At 67.8% G+C, this 20,579-nt stretch carries 16 protein-coding genes; 8 read left to right on the forward strand and 8 right to left on the reverse strand.

Translation table 11 applies throughout. The features are described 5' to 3' along the window. Nucleotides 1-91 precede the first annotated feature (91 nt). Together ACSUZJ_RS08465 and ACSUZJ_RS08470 are read right to left on the reverse strand one after the other, a co-directional pair. Nucleotides 92-1,630: an amidase gene (locus ACSUZJ_RS08465; RefSeq protein ID WP_499415112.1), complete on the reverse strand. Its 1,539-nt coding sequence runs from the start codon at nucleotides 1,628-1,630 to the stop codon at nucleotides 92-94. 78 nt (nucleotides 1,631-1,708) lie between these two features. Continuing rightward, nucleotides 1,709-1,999, reverse strand: a complete 291-nt coding sequence (locus tag ACSUZJ_RS08470) for a hypothetical protein (RefSeq protein ID WP_499415114.1) — start codon at nucleotides 1,997-1,999, stop codon at nucleotides 1,709-1,711. Nucleotides 2,000-2,181: 182 nt separating this feature from the next. Between ACSUZJ_RS08470 and ACSUZJ_RS08475 the strand changes: the two genes are divergently transcribed. Further along, nucleotides 2,182-3,816, forward strand: a complete 1,635-nt coding sequence (locus ACSUZJ_RS08475; protein WP_499415116.1) for a response regulator — start codon at nucleotides 2,182-2,184, stop codon at nucleotides 3,814-3,816. A gap of 10 nt (nucleotides 3,817-3,826) precedes the next feature. Here the strand turns inward: ACSUZJ_RS08475 and ACSUZJ_RS08480 are convergent, their stop codons facing one another. Further along, nucleotides 3,827-4,282 carry a response regulator gene (locus ACSUZJ_RS08480; RefSeq protein ID WP_499415118.1) on the reverse strand — a complete coding sequence of 152 codons (456 nt, stop codon included), beginning with the start codon at nucleotides 4,280-4,282 and terminating at the stop codon, nucleotides 3,827-3,829. A 13-nt stretch (nucleotides 4,283-4,295) separates the two neighbouring features. After that, a complete protein-coding gene (locus ACSUZJ_RS08485) occupies nucleotides 4,296-6,557 on the reverse strand; it encodes an ATP-binding protein (RefSeq protein WP_499415120.1) in 2,262 nt (753 codons plus the stop codon). Nucleotides 6,558-6,805: 248 nt separating this feature from the next. On the opposite strand from ACSUZJ_RS08485, the gene ACSUZJ_RS08490 reads away from it, so the two are divergent. Together ACSUZJ_RS08490 and ACSUZJ_RS08495 are read left to right on the forward strand one after the other, a co-directional pair. Then, on the forward strand, nucleotides 6,806-8,713 hold the full coding sequence (locus ACSUZJ_RS08490) for a hybrid sensor histidine kinase/response regulator (RefSeq protein ID WP_499415122.1): 1,908 nt from the start codon (nucleotides 6,806-6,808) through the stop codon (nucleotides 8,711-8,713). Next, nucleotides 8,710-9,663 carry a pyridoxal-phosphate dependent enzyme gene (locus tag ACSUZJ_RS08495; RefSeq protein WP_499415124.1) on the forward strand — a complete coding sequence of 318 codons (954 nt, stop codon included), beginning with the start codon at nucleotides 8,710-8,712 and terminating at the stop codon, nucleotides 9,661-9,663. Before ACSUZJ_RS08490 ends, ACSUZJ_RS08495 begins: the two co-directional genes overlap by 4 nt. A gap of 172 nt (nucleotides 9,664-9,835) precedes the next feature. Here the strand turns inward: ACSUZJ_RS08495 and ACSUZJ_RS08500 are convergent, their stop codons facing one another. Together ACSUZJ_RS08500 and ACSUZJ_RS08505 are read right to left on the reverse strand one after the other, a co-directional pair. Next, complete coding sequence (locus ACSUZJ_RS08500) at nucleotides 9,836-11,020, reverse strand: esterase/lipase family protein (protein WP_499415126.1); 1,185 nt, start codon at nucleotides 11,018-11,020, stop codon at nucleotides 9,836-9,838. A 142-nt stretch (nucleotides 11,021-11,162) separates the two neighbouring features. Continuing rightward, the gene (locus ACSUZJ_RS08505) at nucleotides 11,163-12,449 is read right to left on the reverse strand and encodes an alpha/beta hydrolase family protein (RefSeq protein WP_499415128.1); all 1,287 of its coding nucleotides are present in this window, start codon (nucleotides 12,447-12,449) and stop codon (nucleotides 11,163-11,165) included. Nucleotides 12,450-12,781: 332 nt separating this feature from the next. On the opposite strand from ACSUZJ_RS08505, the gene ACSUZJ_RS08510 reads away from it, so the two are divergent. The 5 genes from ACSUZJ_RS08510 (at nucleotide 12,782) to lpxD (ending at nucleotide 18,935) form a co-directional block, all read left to right on the forward strand. Further along, complete coding sequence (locus ACSUZJ_RS08510; protein ID WP_499415130.1) at nucleotides 12,782-15,064, forward strand: hybrid sensor histidine kinase/response regulator; 2,283 nt, start codon at nucleotides 12,782-12,784, stop codon at nucleotides 15,062-15,064. A gap of 182 nt (nucleotides 15,065-15,246) precedes the next feature. Further along, the gene (locus tag ACSUZJ_RS08515) at nucleotides 15,247-15,813 is read left to right on the forward strand and encodes an NADPH-dependent FMN reductase (protein ID WP_499415132.1); all 567 of its coding nucleotides are present in this window, start codon (nucleotides 15,247-15,249) and stop codon (nucleotides 15,811-15,813) included. 59 nt (nucleotides 15,814-15,872) lie between these two features. After that, nucleotides 15,873-16,505 (forward strand): tRNA-uridine aminocarboxypropyltransferase, encoded by a 633-nt coding sequence (locus tag ACSUZJ_RS08520; protein ID WP_499415134.1) that lies wholly within the window; start codon nucleotides 15,873-15,875, stop codon nucleotides 16,503-16,505. 41 nt (nucleotides 16,506-16,546) lie between these two features. Then, complete coding sequence (locus ACSUZJ_RS08525; protein ID WP_499415136.1) at nucleotides 16,547-17,725, forward strand: PA0069 family radical SAM protein; 1,179 nt, start codon at nucleotides 16,547-16,549, stop codon at nucleotides 17,723-17,725. A gap of 151 nt (nucleotides 17,726-17,876) precedes the next feature. Beyond that, on the forward strand, nucleotides 17,877-18,935 hold the full coding sequence (gene lpxD / locus ACSUZJ_RS08530) for a UDP-3-O-(3-hydroxymyristoyl)glucosamine N-acyltransferase (protein WP_499415138.1): 1,059 nt from the start codon (nucleotides 17,877-17,879) through the stop codon (nucleotides 18,933-18,935). 68 nt (nucleotides 18,936-19,003) lie between these two features. Here the strand turns inward: lpxD and ACSUZJ_RS08535 are convergent, their stop codons facing one another. Both ACSUZJ_RS08535 and ACSUZJ_RS08540 read right to left on the reverse strand, forming a co-directional pair. Then, nucleotides 19,004-19,573 (reverse strand): gamma-glutamylcyclotransferase, encoded by a 570-nt coding sequence (locus ACSUZJ_RS08535; RefSeq protein ID WP_499415140.1) that lies wholly within the window; start codon nucleotides 19,571-19,573, stop codon nucleotides 19,004-19,006. A 78-nt stretch (nucleotides 19,574-19,651) separates the two neighbouring features. Further along, the gene (locus ACSUZJ_RS08540) at nucleotides 19,652-20,554 is read right to left on the reverse strand and encodes a LysR family transcriptional regulator (protein WP_499415142.1); all 903 of its coding nucleotides are present in this window, start codon (nucleotides 20,552-20,554) and stop codon (nucleotides 19,652-19,654) included. Nucleotides 20,555-20,579 lie beyond the last annotated feature (25 nt).

Genomic DNA, 20,579 nt, shown 5'->3' on the forward strand with positions numbered 1-20,579 from the left:
ATCATCGGCCTTTTTCGTTGGCGCGCGTTTCGACATGCACGCGTGCGACCGCGTGGACACGGGTGTCCACCCTACGAAAACCCGTGTGCCTTCAAGCGCCGGCGGTGGCGGGAACCGTCCCGCCTTGCGCCATTCCTTCCCGCGCCAGCGGCGACAGCCTGTCGAACCACGGCGCAGCCTGCTCGAGCTGGTGCGCCAATTGCAGCAACCGGTCCTCGGCCCCGAACTTCGCCACGAACTGCACCCCCAGCGGCAGGCCCTCGGCGGTCCAGTGCAGCGGCACCGACATCGCCGGCGTGCCGGTCAGGTTGGCCAGCTGGGTGAAGGGCACGAAGCGCAGGCTGTCGCGCGCGATGCGGTTGACCGTGCCCTCCAGCAGCCCCAGGCGCGCCAGCATCCCCAAGATGCCGGTACGCTGCAGCAGGTCGAGCACGAACTGCTCGGCCCGCGGCGGATCGCCTTCGCCGTGGCGCAGTGGCGGGGCGGCCAGGGTCGGCGTGAGCAGCATGTCGTAGCGTGCATGGAAGCGTGCCAGGTCGCGGCTGAAGTCGTTCCACTTCGCCAGCTGGGCCGTCAGGCGGGAAGCCGGCATCGCGCTGCCGAGCGTCACCAGCAGGCGGCTCATCAGCTCCACGTCCCCGGACTTGGCGCCCAGGGCGCGGCCGCGCGCGACCATGGCCGGCACCTGGCCGAAATAGATGTGCAGGAAGCTCTCGGCCAGCGCCATGCCGTCCACCTGCGGGGCGGCTTCCTCGACCTCGTGGCCGAGCCCGCGCAGCAGCGTCGCCGTGCGCTGCACCGCCGCCACCGCTTCCGGATGCACCTCGGTGCCGATCGGCGACACGGTGGAAAAGCCGATGCGCAGCTTGCCGGGATCGCGCCGCATCAGTTCCACGTACGAGCCGGCGGGCGGGGCGATGTCGAACGGGTCGCCCGGTTCGGGCCCCTGCAGGATATCGAGCGCCAGGGCCGAGTCGCGCACGCTGCGCGAGAGCACGCCTTCGCTGGAGGCGCCGAACCAGACTTCGCCGATCGCCGGGCTAGATGACACCCGACCGCGCGAAGGGCGCAGCCCGAACAGGCCGCAGCAGGCGGCCGGGATGCGGATCGAGCCGCCGCCGTCGTTGCCGGCTGCCATGGGAACGATGCCGGCCGCCACCGCGGCCGCCGCGCCGCCGCTCGAGCCGCCCGGGGTACGGCCGAGGTCCCAGGGATTGCTGCTGCGTCCATGGAGCTGCGGGTCGGTGACCGCTTTCAGGGCGAACTCGGGCAGGTTGGTCTTGCCGAACACGACCAGGCCGGCGTCCAGGTAGCGCCGCACCACGGCCGCGTGTTCGGTCGGCACGTAGCCGAGCATGGAGCGGCTGCCGAAGCTGGTCGGCACGCCGGCATAGTCCTGCACGCCGTCCTTGATCAGGAAAGGCACGCCGGCCAGGGGGCCCGCGAGGGCGCCGTTTAGTTGGGCGCGCGCCTGCGGCTCGAGCAGGCGGCAGACGGCGTTGATCCGGCCGTGGACGGCGGCGTTGCGCGCCAGCGCGAGGGCGAGCAGCTCGCCCGGGGTCACATCGCCCCGGGCGACGCAGTGCGCCAGCGCGGTGGCGTCGTGTTGCAGGTAGTCGGCGAAATCCATGGGCGGTCCTGTAGAAGAGACCGCCCAGCATGGAGTAATTTCGTCAAATTTGTCAAGTCAACAACGCTTGAAAATTTTCTACTTGCGTTTCTTCGCGTTCGAGGTAAAGGTACGGGTATAGAACTCAGGAGGCTTTTTCGCGACCCAGGCGATGAAAGCGCGGATTTCCTCGTGGCTGCGCAAGGCCTCCCAGGTGTGATAGGTGCGCAGGAGTTCGCGTTCGGTGAACGCGGAGTGGATCTTGCGGTGGCAGATCTTATGGATGGGAAACTGCTCCTTGCCCTTGAAGGTCTTCGGTACGAGGTGGTGGCGGTCGATGTTCACCGTGCCGAGCGCGCGTCCGCACAAGGGGCATACCGGGTCTGTCATGCATTCCTCGCCGCTCGAAAACATAGTCAATGGAATGTGATGGCGCTTTTTGCCGGTACAAGTGCTGCTCCGCACAATTGTCGATTTTGACGAGCTTGGCAAGACACATTGGTGTAGAATCAATGCTTCCCAAAAAGCAAGTAGAACGACGGGGATCCTGACAGCAGATAAGGTGTAGTGCGATGATCGAAGACGAATCCAGCAACTGCTCCATCCTCTTGATCGACGACGAGCCTTTCGCCCAGCAGATCATCGAGCATGGGCTCTCGACCTGCGTGAAGCACGTGCTGCGCTACGAGTCGAGCCCGCGGCGCGCGGCCGAGCTGGCGCTCGAGATCGGCGCGACCGTGGTGCTGGTCGACCTGCGCATGCCCGAACTCGACGGCTTCGAGGTCACGCGCCTGCTGCGCGCCAACCGCGACACCGAACACATCCCCGTCATCCTGCTCTCGTCCGAGGACGATCCCGAGATCAAGGCGCGCGCCTTTGCCGCCGGCGCCAACGACTACATGGTCAAGTGGCCGGACCCGCGCGAGCTGGTCGCGCGCGTGCAGTACCACAGCGCGGCCTGCGTCGCCCGGCGCGAGCGCGACGAGGCCTTCGTCTCGCTGCGCCGCAGCCAGGAAGAACTCGCCGCCAGCCAGTCGGCCCTGCACCAGGCGCAGAAGATGGAGGCGATCGGCCAGCTCACCGGCGGCGTCGCCCACGACTTCAACAACGTGTTGCAGATCATCGGCGGCAACCTGCAGCTGCTCAAGCTGGTTGGTGGCCTGAACGATGCCGCCCGCACCCGCGTCGAGATGGCGCTGGCCGGCGTCGAGCGCGGCGCCAAGCTGTCCTCGCACCTGCTGGCCTTCGCCCGGCGCCAGCCGCTGCAGGCCGTGGTGCTCAATCCCGGCCACCTGCTGCGCGAGATGGACGACATGATGCGCCGCGTGCTGGGCCCCAGCGCGCGCATCGTCACCGAGATCGACCCCGCGCTGGGCAGCACCCTGGCCGACCCCAACCAGCTCAACAACGTGCTGCTGAACCTGGCCATCAATGCGCGCGACGCGATGAACGGCAGCGGCACGCTGACCATCCGCGCCGCCAACGTCGACGCCGCCGACGCCCCACCCGAGGTGCCGGCCGGCGACTATGTGATGATCGAGATCGCCGACACCGGCAAGGGCATGCCGCCGGAAGTGCTGCAGCGCGCGTTCGAGCCTTTCTTCACGACCAAGCCGCTGGGGCAGGGCACGGGGCTGGGCCTGTCGATGGCCTATGGTTTCGTCAAGCAGTCAGGCGGCGAGATCCTGCTGCGCAGCCAGGCGGGCATGGGCACGAGCGTGCGCATCTACCTCCCGCGCAGCAAGGTCGAGGCCGCGGCGCCCGAGCCGGCCATGGACGTGCCGCTGTGCGGCGGCCTGGAAACGATCCTGGTGGTCGAGGACGAGGAGGACGTGCGCACCTCGACCTGCGCGATCCTGTCGGCGCTCGGCTACGAGGTGCTGGAGGCCTGCGACGCCGCCGGCGCCGTGGCGCTGATCGAGAGCGGGCGCCACATCGACCTGGTGTTCAGCGACGTGATCATGCCGGGACCGGTGAGCAGCCTGCAGCTCGGCGAGGTGCTGCGCCGCCACCTGCCGCAGGCGCAGATCCTGTATACCTCGGGTTATGCGGAAGGGGTGCTGGCGCACGAAGGAAAGCTCAGCGCTTCCGTGCACCTGCTGCAGAAACCGTATCATCCGGACGCGCTGAGCGCGCGCATCCGTCACTTGCTGCGGCGCAACCGCAAGGCGCCCAAGGCCAGCGGCCAGTCGCCGGCGCGGGCTTAGGGGCTGAAGCTCAGCTCGGGCGCACGTAGCGCTGCGAGCCCGGCGGCGGTTCGTTCAGGACCGCCCAGAAGATGCCGAGATCGGCGATCGCGCGCACGAATTCCTTGAAGTCGACCGGCTTGACCACGTAGGCGTTCACGCCCAGTTCGTAGCTGCGCACCAGGTCCTGTTCTTCCTTCGAGGAGGTCAGCATCACCACCGGCATGCTCTTCAGGTGCGCGGTGTCGCGGATCTTGTCGAGCACCTCCAGGCCGTCGACCTTCGGCAGTTTCAGGTCGAGCAGGGTGACGGCCGGATTGCCTTCGGGACGCCCGGCGAATTCGCCGCGGCGCATCAGGTAGTCGAGCGCCTCGGCGCCATCGCGCACGACCACGACCTCGTTGGCGAGCTGGCTCTTCGCCAGGGCCACCAGGGTCAGTTCGAGGTCGTGGGGATTGTCTTCGACCAGCAGGATCGGTTTTAGCATGATGGTGTGGCTCTCAAGGTAATGCGAGTTTGCGCGGAATACTGAACGAGAAGGTGGCGCCCTTGCCCTGGGTCGACTCGGCCCAGGCGCGGCCGCCGTGGCGCTCGACGATGCGGCGCACGTTGGCCAGGCCGATGCCGGTGCCCTGGAAGTCTTCCATGCGATGCAGGCGCTGGAACACGCCGAACAGCTTGTGCACGTAGTCCATGTTGAAGCCGGCGCCGTTGTCCGCGACGTGGAATATGGTCTCGTTCGCGTCCTGCTCGGCCCAGACCCGGATCACGGCCGGATCGCGCTGGCCCGTGAACTTGACCGCGTTCGACATCAGGTTGAACACCGCCAGGTGCAGGAAGGTCGGGTCGGCCACCACGCGCGGCAGCGGCGCCAGATCCCATTGGATATTCCGGCCTTGCAGGTCCATGGCCATCTTGTCGATGCAGGAAGCGACCAGGTGCGACATATCGACCTCGACCGGACGCAGCGCGGCGCGGCCCATCTGCGAAAAGCTCAGCAGGTCGTCGACGAGTTTGCCGGCCAGGCGCGCCGACTCCTTGATGTTGGTGAGGAAGCGCTTGCGCATCGTCGGGTCCTCGCTGCCGCTCGATTCGAGCAGCAGGTCGGAAAAGCCGACGATGTGGCGCAGCGGCGCGCGCAGGTCGTGCGAGACCGAGTACGAGAAGGCTTCGAGTTCCTTGTTGGCGCGTCCCAGCTCCTCGGCCAGTTCGGCCATCTGCTCGGCGCGTTCGAGCGCGATGCCGAGCAGGGCGCTGCGGAACTCGCCGGTCAGCTCGATCTCGGCGACGTGCCAGGGCAGGCTGATGCCGTGGATTTCCTCGCGCCAGGCGGCAAAACTGGTGCGCGGGGTGAGCTGAGGGAAGGCCCCCGGCGCAGCGGCGTCGCTTTGCGACGCCTTTTCATTCGGGTTGCCCGCCCATTCGATGGTATGCACCACCTCGGGGCGGAACCACAGCAGGTAGTGCTTGTGCAGGCGCGAGATCGGCAACGCCAGCAGGCCGCTGGCGTTGCGCGTCAGATCGGCCGCGCCGCGGTACAGCACCGACAGCGCGTCGGTGTGGAACACCTCGCCGCCGTGGCCCTGCTGCTCGAGCCAGCCGACGATGCCGGCGATCGACTCCTCGTCGGGCGTGTCGCCGTAGGTCAGCACGCGCTCGTCGGTGACGATGGCCACGCCGCCGGCGCGCGCGAAGCGCAGCAGCTCGGGGAAGATGCCGCGCATGTTGTCGATGATGTCGGCGCCCTTGGTCAGGTTGCCCAGCATTTCGACCATCATGCGCCGCACTTCGAGGCGGAACTGCAGCTCGCTGGCGTCCTCGCGCGACTCGATGCACAGCGCCAGGATCTGGCCCAGCTGCTCGCAGGCGGTGCGCTTCTCGAAGGCGAGCGGGGCCGGCTCGGCGTTGTGGCAGGAGATCAGGCCCCAGAGCTGGCCCTTGACCACCAGCGACACCGACATCGAGGCCAGGGTGCCCATGTTGCGCATGTATTGCAGGTGCACCGGCGAGACGCTGCGCAGGGCCGCGAACGACAGGTCGTTCGGCGCGCCCGTGATCGGGTTGTGCGGCGGCACCAGCGCGGCCGGGATGTAGTTGGCGTCGTGGATCAGGCGGATGCGCGACAGCGTGTACAGTTCGCGCGCCTGGGACGGGATGTCCGAGGCCGGGAAGCGCTGCCCCATGTAGGAGTGGTAGCTGTCTTCCTTCGATTCGGCCATCACGTGGCCGTGGCCGTCGCGGTCGAACTGGTAGACCATCACCCGTCCGTAGCCGGTGACCATGCGCACGTGGTGGGCGGCCAGCGTGGCCAGCGACTCGACCGAGTCGGCCTCGTTCACCTTCAGCAGGAAGTCGCCGAGCAGCGGGTACAGTTCGCGAAAGCCGGCCGGCGCGTCGCGCTCGACGGCTTCGAATTCGGCGACGAGGACGCTATCCCAGGCGTGGGCCAGGACGTCGAAGTGCTGGCCGTTGCCGGCCGTGATGGTGCCGAGGTAGAAGGGACGGTTGCCGAGCTTTCCGCTGGCCAGCCCGGTCGTCAGGCGCGCGCTGGCCGGCTCGCCGATCACCTCGGCCAGCGGGCGCCCGATGGCGGCATCGGCGTCCACGCCGAGCCAGCGCGACAGGTTGGCGCTGGCCTGCAGCACGGTCAGCTGCGCCGACAGCGTCAGCAGGAACCCGTGCGGCTGGATGCTGCCGGGAGTGCGGATGGGTTCCTTGTCGCAACTGGACAGGTCGAGAGGTACGGATGGGCCTGTTGTCATGATGCGCGAGCTCGGGACGGCTGGGTTACGAAACCGCTATTCTAGCGTGAAAGGCAAGCCTGGATGTAAGGCAACGGCTGGCCTGTCGGCAATGATGCGACAATGGAACGGAAAGCAATGATTTCGAGACAAATCGTGCTTGACCGACGATCGAAGCAGGGATGCGCACGGAAGTATCCGCCTGGCAGCGTTGCAGCCATTGGGGGTATCATAAGGCGTTTCCCCTAACGAAGGCGCAGCTTCGCCCCATGAACAAGAGAATATCCGTCAAGCAGGACCTGACCGAAGAACAGCGCTTTCAGTACCTGATCTCCGGCATTCGCGATTACGCGATCTACATGCTCGACCAGGAAGGCTACGTCAGCAGCTGGAACAGCGGCGCGCGCCGCTTCAAGGGCTACGAGGCGCCGGAGATCCTGGGGGAGCACTTTTCGCGCTTCTACACGCCGGAAGACCGCGACAGCGGCCTGCCGGCGCGCGCCCTGGCCACCGCGCTTGCCGAGGGGAAATACGAAGCCGAGGGCTGGCGCGTGCGCCAGGACGGCACCCGCTTCTGGGCCAGCGTCATCATCGACCCGATCCACGACGAGCACGGCAACCTGCTCGGCTACGCCAAGATCACGCGCGACATCACCGAGCGCAAGAAGACCGAGGATGCGCTGCGCGCCAGCGAGGAACGCTTCCGCCTGCTGGTGCAGGGCGTGTCCGATTATGCGATCTACATGCTGTCGCCGGAAGGCGTGGTCAGCAACTGGAACATCGGCGCCGAGCGCATCAAGGGTTATTCGGAACAAGAGATCGTCGGCCTGCATTTCTCGCGCTTCTATACCGAGGAGGAGCGCGCGGCCGGCGTGCCGGCGCGCGCGCTGACCACGGCCGCCAGGGAAGGGCGCTACGAGGCCGAGGGCTGGCGCATGCGCAAGGACGGCACGCGCTTCTGGGCCCACGTGATCATCGACGCCATCCACGACGAGCGCGGCGCGCTGATCGGCTTCGCCAAGATCACGCGCGACCTCACCGAGAAGAAGGCGGCCGCCGACGCCCTGGCCGAAGCCAACGCGGCGCTGTTCCAGGCGCAGAAGATGGAATCGATCGGCCAGCTGACCGGCGGCATTGCGCACGACTTCAACAACCTGCTGTCGGTGCTGGCCAGCGGCCTGGAGGTGCTGACCCTGCGCAGCAACGGCGGCGCCGACGCCAAGACGCTCGACAGCATGCGCCGCGCGATCGACCGCGGCGCCACGCTCACCCAGCAGCTGCTCGCGTTCGCACGCCAGCAGCCGCTGCAGCCGGAAACGCACAGCGTGAACCGCCTGATCGCGGGTTTCGAGTCGGTGCTGCGGCGCGCGGTGAACGCCGCGATCGACTTCCAGGTGCAGCTCGAGCCGCAGATCCGCGCCACCGTCATCGACAGCGCGCGCTTCGAGTCGGCCCTGCTGAACCTGGTGGTCAACGCGCGCGACGCCATGCCCGAGGGCGGGCGCCTGTGCATCGAGAGCGCCAACGTGGAGCTGGCCGAGCGCGAGGTCAATGGCCTGGCTCCCGGCCCCTACGTGCGCGTGACGGTGACCGATACCGGCACCGGGATGACGCCCGAGACCGCGGCGCGCGCCTTCGAGCCCTTCTACACCACCAAGGAAGTGGGCAAGGGAACTGGCCTGGGGCTGTCGCAGGTCTACGGCTTCATCAAGCAGTCCGGCGGCGAAGTCAAGATCCGCACCGCGCCCGGCGAGGGCACGGCGATCGCGATCTACCTGCCGGCCGCGCCCGGCCAGGACCTGCCGGCGCAGCAGGAGAAGACCGAGCTGGTGCTGATCGTCGAGGACGAGCCGGACCTGATGGACGTCGCCTCGGCGCTCTACATCAGCATGGGCTACGAGGTCCTGACCGCCTCCAGCGGCCATGAAGCGCTGGCGCTGCTGGCCAGCCGCGACATCGACATCCTGTTCAGCGACGTGATCATGCCCGACGGGATGAACGGCGTGGAGCTGGCGGCCTATACGCGCGAGCATTATCCGCACGTGAAGATCATCCTGGCTTCGGGCTACCCGTTGCCTGCCCTCAAGCTCCAGCATGCCAACCTGAACGACTTCGCCTTCGTCAACAAGCCCTACCGCCTGTCCGACCTGGCGCGGGCGCTGCGCTCGGCCGCATGACGAACTTGCACACCGCGCCGCTGCATGGCGAGACCCCGCTGCTGGTCTCGAACGCCTTCCCGGCGCGCACGGGGCAGCGCGTATGGCTGAAGATGGAAGCGCTGCAGCCGAGCGGCTCGTTCAAGCTGCGCGGCATCGGCCACGCATGCGCGGTCTACGCCGCGCGCGGCGCACGCCGTATCGTCTCTTCCTCGGGCGGCAATGCCGGGCTGGCGGCGGCGTATGCGGCGCGCCGCCTGGGCCTGCCGGCCCTGGTGGTCGTGCCCGAGACCACCAGCGCGCGCGCCCGCTCCCTGCTGGCGCGCGAAGGAGCGCAGGTGCTGGTGCAGGGCATCTCCTTCCAGGAAGCGAACGCGCATGCGCAGTCGCTGCTGGGCGAGGGCGACGCCTTCATTCATCCTTTCGACGATCCGCTGCTGTGGGAAGGCCACGCGAGCACGATCGACGAAGTCGCGGCAAGCGGCCTGCGCCCCGATTGCGTGGTGCTGGCGGTCGGCGGCGGCGGGCTGCTCAGCGGCGTGGTCGCAGGCCTGCGGCGCCAGGGCTGGCAGGATGTGCCGGTGATCGCGGTCGAGACCGAGGGCGCCGACGCGTACTCGCAGTCGCTGCGCGCCGGGGCGCTGGTCGAACTGCCGGCGATCGCCAGCATCGCGACCTCGCTCGGGGCACGCAAGGTGTCGCGGCATGCCTTCGAACTGGCGGCTTCGCATCCGATCGCATCGAGTGTGGTAAGCGACGCCGAGGCGGTGGCGGCCTGCCTGCGCTTCATGGATGACCACCGTGTGGTGGTCGAGCCGGCCTGCGGGGCGGCGTTGGCGGTGGCCTACGCTGGCCATGAGGCGCTGGCGGCGTACGACAATGTGCTCATGATCGTGTGCGGCGGGGCGACGGCGACCGTGGCGCAGTTGCAGGCGTGGGGCAGTCAGTTCGGCGTCGGTCCGCGTTCGTGATCGTCCGCTGCGCGACGCGGTGCGGTATTCAGGAGTTGTACCGCGTGGGCACAAGTGCCCACCCTACAACGTCAAAACACCTGGCTTTCGTAGGGTGGACACCTGTGTCCACGCTGTACGGCGGTCGATCAGCGCCAAATTTCAAACCGCGCAGCCACACACCGGACCACCATCACAGCCCAAAAATGATATCGCTGATCCGCTCATAGATCGGATCCGCCGACGGCCCCTTGTTCGGCCAGTTCAGGATATCGAAGTGGTCGTACCCGCGGTAATTCCCGAGAAAATTCCAGGTCCCGCGCACCGGCGTGCCGTCGAAGTCGCGCACCGGGTGGCCGGCGGGCGCGCGCATGCTGGCCGTGTTCACGACGCCGTCGTTGGCGAACCACTCGCTGTCGATACGCACCCGTCCCGGGGCGTTCTGGGTGTAGCCGCCCATGCCGTGCTGGCGCAGCGAGGGCACGATCCATTCGCCGGCATAGGCTTTGTAGTAGGGCATCATGTCGACGCGCGGGTACTGGTGGCTCGAGGTCTGGATCGGAGCGATCGCACGGTCGGTGCCGTTGCAGCACCAGGCGCCGGCCTCGGTCGCCAGGGTGCCGATCGAGAAGTAATACACGTGCGGCGAGGTGCGCGCCCACAGGTTGAAGTCGCGCGCGCCGTCCGGCGCCAGTTCCCAGCGCTGCAGGTCGGCCTCGATCAGGTCGCGCAGCGGCGAGCGCAGCTGGGGCAGGATGTCGAGCACGGCGTCGCGCAGCGTGGTGCCGTTGTGCGGCGCCGACAGCGTGGTTACGCTGCGTACCCAGCCAACCTTGCCGCCCTGGTATAGCTCGCCGTCGCCTTCGCCCGGCGCGCCGTGCTCGAGCAGCTCGACCAGGGCGCGGATCGTGGTGCCGCCCTGGCTATGGCCGATCAGGTGGATGGGATGTGCGGCGTCCCAGGCCGGGTAGAGCGCCAGCGGATAGCCCTGCGGGTTGTCGGCATGGTCGGCGGCCCAGCATTTTCCGAAGGGCTTCTGTTCCTGGCCGGGCGCCGGCGTGCGCGCGTGCTTCAGGCCGTAGTCGACGCAGCCGCCCTTGATCTGGGCATACAGTTCGGCGGCGCGGTCCCAGTTCGAGCTGATCGCGCCGACGGTGGCGGTGTGCACCGTGCGCGGACCCTTGTAGAGCCGCAGGTGGGCCGCGATGTCGTGGTAGCCGCCCCAGTACAGGTAGCCGCTGGTGGGAAACGCTTCGGGACCGAAACCGAGGAAGCCATGCACAAGCACCACCGGATCGTTATTGGCTGCGCGCACGGCGCCGGCCGGCAGCAGGGCCAGCGCCAGGGCGGCAAGGAGGATCCGGGTGACACACCGCATGAAAGGCTCCGAATGTGGTTTGCCACATTTTCCGGGCTCGGCCGCGGGATCGGTTTGCGCCAGGTCGTGCGTGCTACGCGCAAACGCCTACGGCGCACCAAAAGGGTGCGCCGTAGGCTTGACTACTTGAAATAAGCGCGGATTACTGTGCTGCGGGCGCCACAGGCTGGCTGGATGGCGCCTGTGCCGCCGGCACCGTGCTGCCCACCGCGCCCGGCGCGTTCGGGTCGGCCGGGGCGGCGATCGAGGCCGTCATCGAGGCTTTCTCGGCGGCGTCGATGCGCTCGCCGTTCCAGACCACGTAGTCGTCGACCGAGTACAGCTTGCACGGCTCGGTGCTCTTGGCCGAGCAGGTGGCCAGGGCGCGCGCTTCCGGCGCTTCGCCTTCCTCGGCCCAGGTCCAGGCGCCGCTCGGCGAGACCGCGAACGCACGCGGCGTCATCTTGGTCAGGTAGTCGGCGTAGGCGCGGCGGCCGTTCTCCGACAGGAAGGGCACGGCCTCGACGTCGTCGACCTGGGCGTAATTGGTGCGCGCCGGGGTCGGCGGCGGCGGCACGTTGTAGACGATCTCGGTCGGCATGCCGACCCCCTTCAGGAAGCGCATGGTGTCGTCCAGCCAGATCTTCTCGCCATCGCGGCTGGCCAGCATGCCGTGGGCGTCGCGCTTGAACGAGGGGAACTCGACCAGGCGCGCCTTGCCGCCGGCCTGCTGGAAGGCTTCGTGCATGCGGTTCGCCAGGTCCGGGCCGAACAGCGAGTCGTTTTCGCCGTACATCCACAGGCTCGGGATCTTGTTGTTCGCGCCATACTCGGCAAAGGCCGAGACCAGGGCCGAGCGCCAGCCGCAACCGGCGCTGTCGTCGCGCAGGCCGCCGGCGAAGTTGATCAGCCCGCGCACGCCGCGCAGTTCCTCGGTGCCCAGGGCCATCGTGGCCAGGCCGCCATAGGACTGGCCGGCAACGATCACATGGTCGGCATCGATCCAGCTCTGGGTGCGCGCATACTCGATCGCCGAGCGGATGTCCTCGGCCTGCAGGTAGCCGTTTGCGGTCATGTCGCAGCCGCGGTCGCGGTAGCGGCCGGTCGAGTTGGCGAAGCCCTGGCGCATCGGCACCATCACTGCATAGCCGCGCTTCACGAAAGCGGCGGCCATGTAATAGAAGCGGTCGCGTGGCTGGGCGCTCGGGCTGCCCGGGTCCTTGCCGTGATTGATGACCAGCAGGGGGAAGGGGCCCGGTCCGTTGGGGCGGAACACGGTGGTTTCGAGCATGGCGCGGCCGTCGCGGCCGGCCGGCACCTGCACGACACGCTCGTTCATGCGGTAGTCGAGCTGGAGCTCTTGTTCGATCGCCAGGCCCGGCAACAGGGCGAGGCTGGCGAGGAGGACGGTGGCGATTTTGCGGACGGCTGCGGGGCGAACTCGAAACATGGGCGACTCTGGAAAGTGTCTGCCGGTGCGACAGAATTGCTTGAAGGAATAAGTTGATTCTAGGCAGGCAGATAGGCCAGGGCAATATCTGATTGGGCAATTCCAGAGGTAAATTTTCGTGTGTGGTAAAGATGCTTACCTACATCAATAGCGAACGTTCAAGATGTGAGGGAAAGCGCGGCGCAAAGCGTGAACAGGAGGGCAAGGTTGCCTCTTGTATAATTGGCCGTGAGCCAGCGCGGACCGCCGCGGTGCGCCGGCTCCGTCGCCGCCGGGCCCGTCAGCGCCCTGCAGTTCATTCGTCACGCCGGCCCAGGAGGACTTGAGCACCCATGCGTTTCCGGAACCGGCTGCTGGTTCTTGTCGTTGCACTGCTGGTGCCTTCGTTCATCGGCGCCGCGCTGGCGGTCGCCTATGTCTATGCGGAGCAGCAAAAGGACCAGGAACGCAATATTGCCGAGACAGGGCGGGCGTTCGCCCTCCTGATCGACAACGAGATGCGCCACCACGAAGGCATCCTGCGCACGCTGGCGGCCTCGCCCGCGCTGGCCAACGGCGACTTCGACGAGTTCTACGAGCACGCGCGCCGCGCGGCCGAGGGCGTGGACGCGGTGGCCATCCTGTATGGACTGGACGGCAAGACCCTCCTCAACACCCGCCGGCCGCTGGGTGTCCCGCTGGCCGGCCGCGACCCCTCGAACCTGCCGGCGCTGATGCAGCGCTTCGGCGCCGCGCGCACCCTGGTGTCCGACGTCTTCTTCGCGGCGCCGGTACGGCGTTTCGATTTCATGATGCAGGTGCCGGTCACGGTCGACGGCAAGGTTCGCTACCACCTCGTGCTCGGCATGCATGTCGGCATCCTGCAACAGCTGATGCAGCGCCAGCACTTCCCGGCGGCCTGGATTGCCACCGTGGCCGACCGCAACGGCCGCATCGCCGCCCGCTCGCGCGACGCCGGGCACTACGTCGGCATGCTGCTGCGCGAGCGGACGCGCCAGCGCCTTGCCGCCACGGCGCAGGATTTCTTTTTCGACAGCACGACCCTGGAAGGCGTCCCGGTGCGCGCCCTGGCCAGCACGGTGCCGAATTCGCAGTGGAAGATCCTGATCAGCATTCCCAGCGCCGAGATCCGGCGCGTGCCGATGGAAGCGGCGCTGCTGCTGGCGGCCATGATGGCGGTGCTGCTGGTGCTGGCCGTGGCCGCCGGGCGCTGGTTCGCCAGCCGCGCCGTCGCGCCGATCGAATACCTGGGCCGCTGCGCCGACCGCCTCGCCGACGGCGAAGAGATTCCCTATCGCCCGCACGGACTGGAAGAAGTCGACACCGTGGCCTGGCGCATGGCCGAGGCCAGCAAGCAGATCCGCCGCTCGAAGCGCGAGCTCGAGCACCGCGTCAACGAGGCGATCCTGGCGACCGAGCAGGCGCAGGGCGCGCTGCTGCGCGGCCAGAAGCTCGAGTCGCTCGGCCGCCTGACGGCCGGCATCGCGCACGAATTCAACAACCTGCTGCAAACCCTGACCACGGCGCTGCAACTGGCCGCGATGCAGGCGAAGGAGGCGAACCTGCAGCGCCTGATCGACACCTGCAAGCGCACCGTCGCGCGCGCCACCACGCTGACCGGCCAGCTCGGCTCCTTCGGCCGGGTGCAGGAGGGCCGCCTGCTGACGGTGGATACCAGCACCCAGCTCGCCAGCGCCCTGACGCTGATCCGCGGCGCGGTCGGCGACAAGGTCGCCGTCGAGGCCGCGTTCGAGCCCGAACTGTGGCCGGTGACGGTCGAGCCGCTGCAGTTCGACCTGGCGCTGCTGAACCTCGCGATCAACGCGCGCGACGCCATGCCGGGCGGCGGCAGGCTGCGCATCTCGGCGCGCAATGCGGTCCAGGCCACGCCCGAAGGCCTGGCGCCGGGCGACTACCTGTGCCTGACGGTGCTGGATGAAGGCGCCGGCATGGCGCCGGAAGTGCTGGCGCGCGCCCTCGACCCCTTCTTCACCACCAAGTCGCCGGGGCAGGGCACCGGACTCGGACTGGCCCAGGCCTATGCCTTCGCGACCCAGGCCGGGGGCATGCTGACCCTGCACAGCGCGCCCGGCAAGGGAACGCGGGTCCACATCTACCTGCCGCGCGCCCCGGGCCCGGCGCCGCAGGATGGCGCCGGCGCCTCGGCCGAGCCTGGCGCAGAGGCCAACCCGGCCAATCCGGCCGCTCCCGCTGCCGCACCCGGCGCCGGCGCCGTGCCGGAAGCCGCGCCGGCAAGCGCCGGCGCCACCGTGCTGTTCGTCGAGGACGACGCCCTGGTGCGCGAAGCGGTGGTCGAGGCCCTGCGCGCGGCCGGCTTCACGGTGCGCGCCGCCATCAACGGGGACGAAGCGCGCGCGCTGCTCGAGCACGACGCGGCCGTGGACATTGTGTTTTCCGACATCGTCATGCCCGGCAGCATCAGCGGTATCGACCTGGCCACGCTGGTCCGGGAACGCTGGCCGGCCATTCCGGTCGTGCTCGCCACGGGCTATACCGAGCGGCGCGTCTCGATTCCTGGCGTAAAAATCCTGGCCAAGCCCTATGACCTGGAACAACTGATCGGCCTGCTGGGACGCCTCACGGGACGCCGGTAAGCCGAGCACCTGGAAAACCCGCATGGCGGCGTTGCACCGGCTCGCCCCCAGGGCCTTGCCCCGGGTTTTCCAGGCGCTCGATTCCTCTTCTTTATTCAACGTGCAACGCGGCGCGCCCGCTTGCGCCGACTCACTAGAATGGGCCGCGGGACTGTTCCCGGACAAGCGAGGAGGAGGCGATCATGATCAAGGTAGCGGTTATCGTTGGCAGTACCCGTCCCGGCCGCAAGGCGCTCGACGTGGCGCGCTGGGTGATGGACGCGGCGGCCAGGCGCTCCGATGCGGTCTATGAACTGGTCGACATCCAGGATTTCAACCTGCCCCTGCTCGACGAGCCGGTGCCGCCCTCGATGGGCCAGTATTCGCAACCGCACACCCTGGCCTGGGCGCAGAAGATCGCGCAGTACGACGGCTTCGTGTTCGTCACGCCCGAGTACAACCACGGCACCTCGGGCGCCCTGAAGAACGCCATCGACTTCCTCTACAAGGAATGGAACAACAAGGCCGCCGGTTTCGTCGGCTACGGCAGCGCCGGCGGCGCGCGCGCCATCGAGAGCCTGCGCCTGGTGATGGGCGAACTGATGGTGGCCGACGTGCGCGCCCAGGTCATGCTCTCGCTGTTCACCGATTTCGAGAACTTTGCCACCTTCAAGCCGGCCGCCCACCACGAGCAGTCGGTGCATGCCATGCTCGACCAGGTGGTGGCCTGGAGCGGCGCGCTGGCGACGCTGCGCCAGCAGGCGGGCTGAGGGCACTCACCGGCAAGACGAGGGCTGCTACAATCGGCGCCTTTTGCCTTGCAGCGCCGATGAACCAGCCCCAGACACCGCGCCGCGCGACCTGCGCATCCTGCCTGCGCGCCCAGGCGGCCTGCATCTGCCGCTGGGTGAGACCGGTCGACCCGCCGGTCGAATTGCTGATCCTGCAGCATCCGCTCGAGGTGGCCAACGCGAAGAACAGCGCGCGCCTGCTGCACCTGAGCGTGAAGGGCAGCGTGCTGGAAGTCGGCGAAGCTTTCGATTCGACGCGCCTCGATGCGCTCCTGCACGCGGGCGGGCGCAGCCCGGTGCTGCTCTATCCGGACACGCCAGGGGCGCCGCCCCCGTCGCCCCTGCCGGAGCCGAACCGGCTACGCCTGGTCGTGCTCGACGCCACGTGGCGCAAAAGCCGCAAGATGCTCCACCTGAATCCAGCCTTGACGCAACTGCTGCGGCTGGCGCTGCGCGACATGCCGGCCTCGAATTACCGGATCCGCAAGGCGCATGCGCCGGACCAGCTCTCCACCCTCGAGGCCAGCGCCCATGCCCTGGGCCAGCTCGACGGGGACCTTGCGCGCTATGCGCCCCTGTTCGCAGCCTTCGAAGGGTTCGTCGAACAACAGGCGGCATTTGTGCCATCCGGCGTGCCACCTCATGCATCACGCTTGAATTGCAGCGCATAGCGGCGTACCATACTGTATAAATATACAGTAATGGGTGCCATATGGCTGAGCGTGAGCGTACAATCGACCGGGAATACAGCGCCGAGCAGATCGTGCTGCCGCCGCGTCCGCCCGCCGCGACGAAGGGGCGCGGCGCCGTTTCCAATATCCAGGGCCGTTACGAGCTGAACGGCCGCGAGCGTTTCGACGACGGCTGGGCCGTCCCCGACGAGGACGAGGTCCCGGCGCCGTTCAAGACCGTGGTCAGCGACGAGATCGCGAAGTCCATCCTCTCGCGCAACAGTTCGCCCGACATTCCCTTCAATGTCTCGCTCAACCCCTACCGCGGTTGCGAGCACGGCTGCATCTATTGCTTCGCGCGGCCGACCCACAGCTATCTTGGGCTCTCACCCGGGCTCGACTTCGAAACCCGTATCTTCGCCAAGGTGAACGCGGCCGAAGTGCTGCGCCGCGAGCTGGCCAGCCCCTCGTACAAGCCCGAGCACATTGCCATCGGGGTCAATACCGACGCTTACCAGCCCTGCGAGCGCGAGCGCCGCATCACGCGCGAAGTGCTGGAAGTGCTGCGCGAATGCCGCCATCCGGTCGGGCTGGTCACCAAGTCCTCGCTGATCGAGCGCGACATCGACCTGCTCGCGCCCATGGCGGCGAACGCCCAGGCCTGCGCGGCGATCACCCTCACCACGCTCGACTCGGAAATCTCGCGCACCCTGGAGCCGCGCGCGCCCACCCCGGCGCGGCGCCTGCGCACCATCCGCACCCTGACCGACGCCGGCATTCCTGTCAGCGTGAGCGTGGCGCCCATCATCCCTTTCGTGACCGAACCGGAGATCGAACGCATCCTCGAGGCGGCGCGCGACGCCGGCGCGGTGAGCGCGCATTACGTGGTGCTGCGCCTGCCCTTTGAGGTGAATCCGCTGTTCCAGGAATGGCTGGAAGCCCATTTCCCCGAGCGCGCCCAGCGGGTGATGAACCGCGTGCGGGACATGCGCGGCGGCAAGGACTACGACAGCGACTTCGGCCGCCGCATGCACGGCGAGGGCGTCTGGGCCGACCTGATCCGCCAGCGCTTCAACAAGACCGTCGAGCGCCTTGGCCTCGGGGCGTTGCGCGGGCGCTTCGAGCGGCTCGATACCTCGCAGTTCCGGCGGCCGCTGGTGGTACCGGCGTCGACTCCCAAGAAGAAGGGAAAGGCAAGCGCGCAACTGGACCTGTTCTGATCTTCCTGCGACCTTCCTGCCCTCATCCCGTCATTCCTTGATCCAGCTTAGCGAGCATGGCTGCCGTCGGAACCGTGCTTCCAGCGCCCCGGTCCAACCCAGCACACCTGAACTTGCCAGCGACAAGGAGAACGACAATGAGGGGGACAGCATGGGTATCCGACTAGGCGAACTGGTCGAGCGTTTCGGCGGCCAATTGATGGGCGATGCCAGCATCGAAGTGTCCGCGATCGCGCCGCTGGACAGGGCCGGCGTCACAGAGATCAGTTTTCTCAGCAACAGCAAGCTGCGCGCCCTGGCCGCGCAGAGCCATGCGGCGGCCCTGATCCTGGCCCCCGCCGACGACGCCGAGGTGGCGGCCACCTACGAGGGCGCCCGCATCGTCACCTCGAATCCCTACGCGTATTTCGCGCGCGCCGCGCAGTATTTCATTGCCGCGCGGGGAGGGGCGCCGGAGCCCGGCGTGCACCCGACGGCCGTGGTGCACCACAGCGCCCAGGTCGACCCCAGCGCCCACATCGGCGCCCACGTCACGGTCGAGGCCGGCGCCGTCATCAAGGCCGGTGCCGTCATCGACCCCGGCTGCTACATCGGCCGCGAGGCGGTGGTCGGCGAAGACACCCATTTCTTCGCCAACGTCACCTTCCACGCGCGCTGCATCATCGGCGCGCGCGGCATCCTCCACTCCGGCGCCGTCATCGGCGGCGACGGATTCGGCTTCGCCGTGGACGACGGCACCTACATCAAGATCCCGCAAACCGGGCGCGTGGTGATGGGCGACGACGTCGACATCGGCTCGAACACCACGGTCGACCGCGGCGCCCTGGACGACACCATCATCGAGGATGGCGTCAAGCTCGACAACCAGATCCAGATCGGCCACAACTGCCGCATCGGCGCGCACACGGCCATGGCCGGCTGCGTCGGCGTGGCCGGCAGCGCGAAGATCGGCAGGCACTGTACCTTCGGCGGCGCGGCCATGATCAATGGCCACATCGAGATCGTCGACAACGTGCACATCACCGCGGCGACCATGGTGCCGAACTCGATTACCGAGCCCGGGCGCTACACCGGCTACTTCCCGGTTGCCAGGAATGCCGAGTGGGAGCGCAATGCCGTGCTGCTGCGTAACCTGACCACCATGCGCGAAAAGATCCGGACGCTCGAAAAGGCGCTCAAGACGCTGACTGCGGAAAAACAGGGCGAATAGCAGGGCGAACAGGAGGGGCTGCCGGCGCGCGCTCGTGCGCCGGGCGGGCCAGCTTCCCGCCAGCCGCTTCAGGCGGTGGCCAGCCCGATCAGGTGGCGCTCGATCGCGAACACGTGCGGGTCATCCTTGCCCAGCTCGCGCAGGGCCTTGGCCAGCTCCAGCAGGTATTCGCTGTTCGGCCCGCTCGGACCGCGCGACTCGGCGATCTGGCGGGCGATGGCCTGCTCGCTGGCCGGGCCGAGGAAGGCCGCGTTCTCGTGCGTTGCGATGTAGACCAGGCCTTCGACGCTGCTGCGGTCCTCGAAGCGGATCTCGGTCGCCAGGCGCAGGTAGCCGTTCTTTTCGCGGTGGTCGAGGTGGGCGAATTCCTCGGGCGTGACGAGGTAGGCCATGCCGTGGCACACGGCGCCGGGGTCCGGCACCAGGGTGACCACGCGCCCCGGCGCGGTCTCGGTGCCGCGGTGGTCGTGCGAGCCCTGCCAGAAGCGGCGGCTCCAGCCGGTGATGTTCGCCGGGCGGCGTTCGAGGTAAGGAAAGTCGGCCTTGTAGATCAGCGAGCCGTAGCCGAACAGCCAGACGCTGGCGTGGCTGTCGAACTTGTCCATGCGCTGGTTGATGGCGATGGTGTTGTGGGACATGGTGCGGTGCGGGCAGAAAACGATGGCCCGATTCTAGCGCAGCCGCGCGATGGCGGCAGGCAAGGCATCTGGCGTCTGTCAGCGGCGACGCTTGAACGCCACATACGGGAACAGGAATTCGATGAAGCTCTCCGCCGCCGGCGACAGCGAGCGTCCGGCGCGCGTGTAGACGAAGAATCGGCGCGTCAGCACCGGCTCTTCGAGCGGGCGCATGCGCAACTGGTAGAGGCGCGCCAGCGGCTCGGCGTAGGGCAGGCAGACCGTGATCCCGAGGCCCGCGCTGACCATCGCCAGGGCGGTCGTCATGAAGGTTACCTCGTTGGCCGGTTTCAGGGGCACCTCGCGCAGCAGCGCGTGCATGTCGGCCAGCAGGCGTTCGGTGAACTGGCCCTGCAGGGCGATGAAGGGGAAGCGCGTCACGTCCTGCCAGGTCACCCGCTCGGCGCTTTCGAGCGGATGGCCCTGCGGGAAGACCAGCGCGAAGGGCATCTCGAACAGTTCCTGGGCTTCCAGTTGCGGCGTCGGCTCGCGCTCGGGCCCGATGCCGATGTCCGACTCGCCCGACAGCACGCGCGCGATCACGCTTTCGACGGCGCTGTCGGCCACGCGCACGGTGATGTCGGGCTGTTTGTCCCGATAGGCGGCGATCGCTTCGGGCAGCAGGGTGCAGCACATCAGTTGAGGCGCGGCAATGCGCACGGTGCCTTTTCGCAGCTGCGTGTGGTCCGCCACGTTCGCCAGCGCACCGTCGAGGTCGTCGATCATCTGGCTAAATAGCGGATACAGTTCGCGGCCGATGTCCGTCAGCGTGATCCGGCGCGTTGAGCGATCGACCACGCGGGCGCCCAGGGTCTGCTCGAGTTCCTTGATCAATCCGGACAGGGCCGATTGTGTGACGTGCATGCTTTGCGCCGCCAGCGTAAAGTTACCGGTCTTGGCGACCGCTACGAAAGCACGCATCTGGCGCAGGGTAGGATTCATAAGATAATCCGATAAATAGGCCGGA

The sequence above is a fragment of the Telluria sp. B2 genome, assembly GCF_051789535.1.
In the GTDB taxonomy this organism is placed as follows: domain Bacteria; phylum Pseudomonadota; class Gammaproteobacteria; order Burkholderiales; family Burkholderiaceae_D; genus Telluria.

Excerpts from the sequence above, each read along its gene's own strand:
- ACSUZJ_RS08480 (WP_499415118.1), bottom strand. The coding sequence starts at position 4,282 with ATGCTAAAACCGATCCTGCTGGTCGAAGACAATCCCCACGACCTCGAA.
- ACSUZJ_RS08475 (WP_499415116.1), top strand. The coding sequence starts at position 2,182 with ATGATCGAAGACGAATCCAGCAACTGCTCCATCCTCTTGATCGACGAC.
- ACSUZJ_RS08490 (WP_499415122.1), top strand. The coding sequence starts at position 6,806 with ATGAACAAGAGAATATCCGTCAAGCAGGACCTGACCGAAGAACAGCGC.
- ACSUZJ_RS08465 (WP_499415112.1), bottom strand. The coding sequence starts at position 1,630 with ATGGATTTCGCCGACTACCTGCAACACGACGCCACCGCGCTGGCGCAC.
- ACSUZJ_RS08510 (WP_499415130.1), top strand. The coding sequence starts at position 12,782 with ATGCGTTTCCGGAACCGGCTGCTGGTTCTTGTCGTTGCACTGCTGGTG.
- ACSUZJ_RS08520 (WP_499415134.1), top strand. The coding sequence starts at position 15,873 with ATGAACCAGCCCCAGACACCGCGCCGCGCGACCTGCGCATCCTGCCTG.
- ACSUZJ_RS08525 (WP_499415136.1), top strand. The coding sequence starts at position 16,547 with ATGGCTGAGCGTGAGCGTACAATCGACCGGGAATACAGCGCCGAGCAG.
- ACSUZJ_RS08535 (WP_499415140.1), bottom strand. The coding sequence starts at position 19,573 with ATGTCCCACAACACCATCGCCATCAACCAGCGCATGGACAAGTTCGAC.
- ACSUZJ_RS08485 (WP_499415120.1), bottom strand. The coding sequence starts at position 6,557 with ATGACAACAGGCCCATCCGTACCTCTCGACCTGTCCAGTTGCGACAAG.
- ACSUZJ_RS08495 (WP_499415124.1), top strand. The coding sequence starts at position 8,710 with ATGACGAACTTGCACACCGCGCCGCTGCATGGCGAGACCCCGCTGCTG.
- ACSUZJ_RS08470 (WP_499415114.1), bottom strand. The coding sequence starts at position 1,999 with ATGACAGACCCGGTATGCCCCTTGTGCGGACGCGCGCTCGGCACGGTG.
- ACSUZJ_RS08515 (WP_499415132.1), top strand. The coding sequence starts at position 15,247 with ATGATCAAGGTAGCGGTTATCGTTGGCAGTACCCGTCCCGGCCGCAAG.
- ACSUZJ_RS08505 (WP_499415128.1), bottom strand. The coding sequence starts at position 12,449 with ATGTTTCGAGTTCGCCCCGCAGCCGTCCGCAAAATCGCCACCGTCCTC.
- lpxD (WP_499415138.1), top strand. The coding sequence starts at position 17,877 with ATGGGTATCCGACTAGGCGAACTGGTCGAGCGTTTCGGCGGCCAATTG.
- ACSUZJ_RS08540 (WP_499415142.1), bottom strand. The coding sequence starts at position 20,554 with ATGAATCCTACCCTGCGCCAGATGCGTGCTTTCGTAGCGGTCGCCAAG.
- ACSUZJ_RS08500 (WP_499415126.1), bottom strand. The coding sequence starts at position 11,020 with ATGCGGTGTGTCACCCGGATCCTCCTTGCCGCCCTGGCGCTGGCCCTG.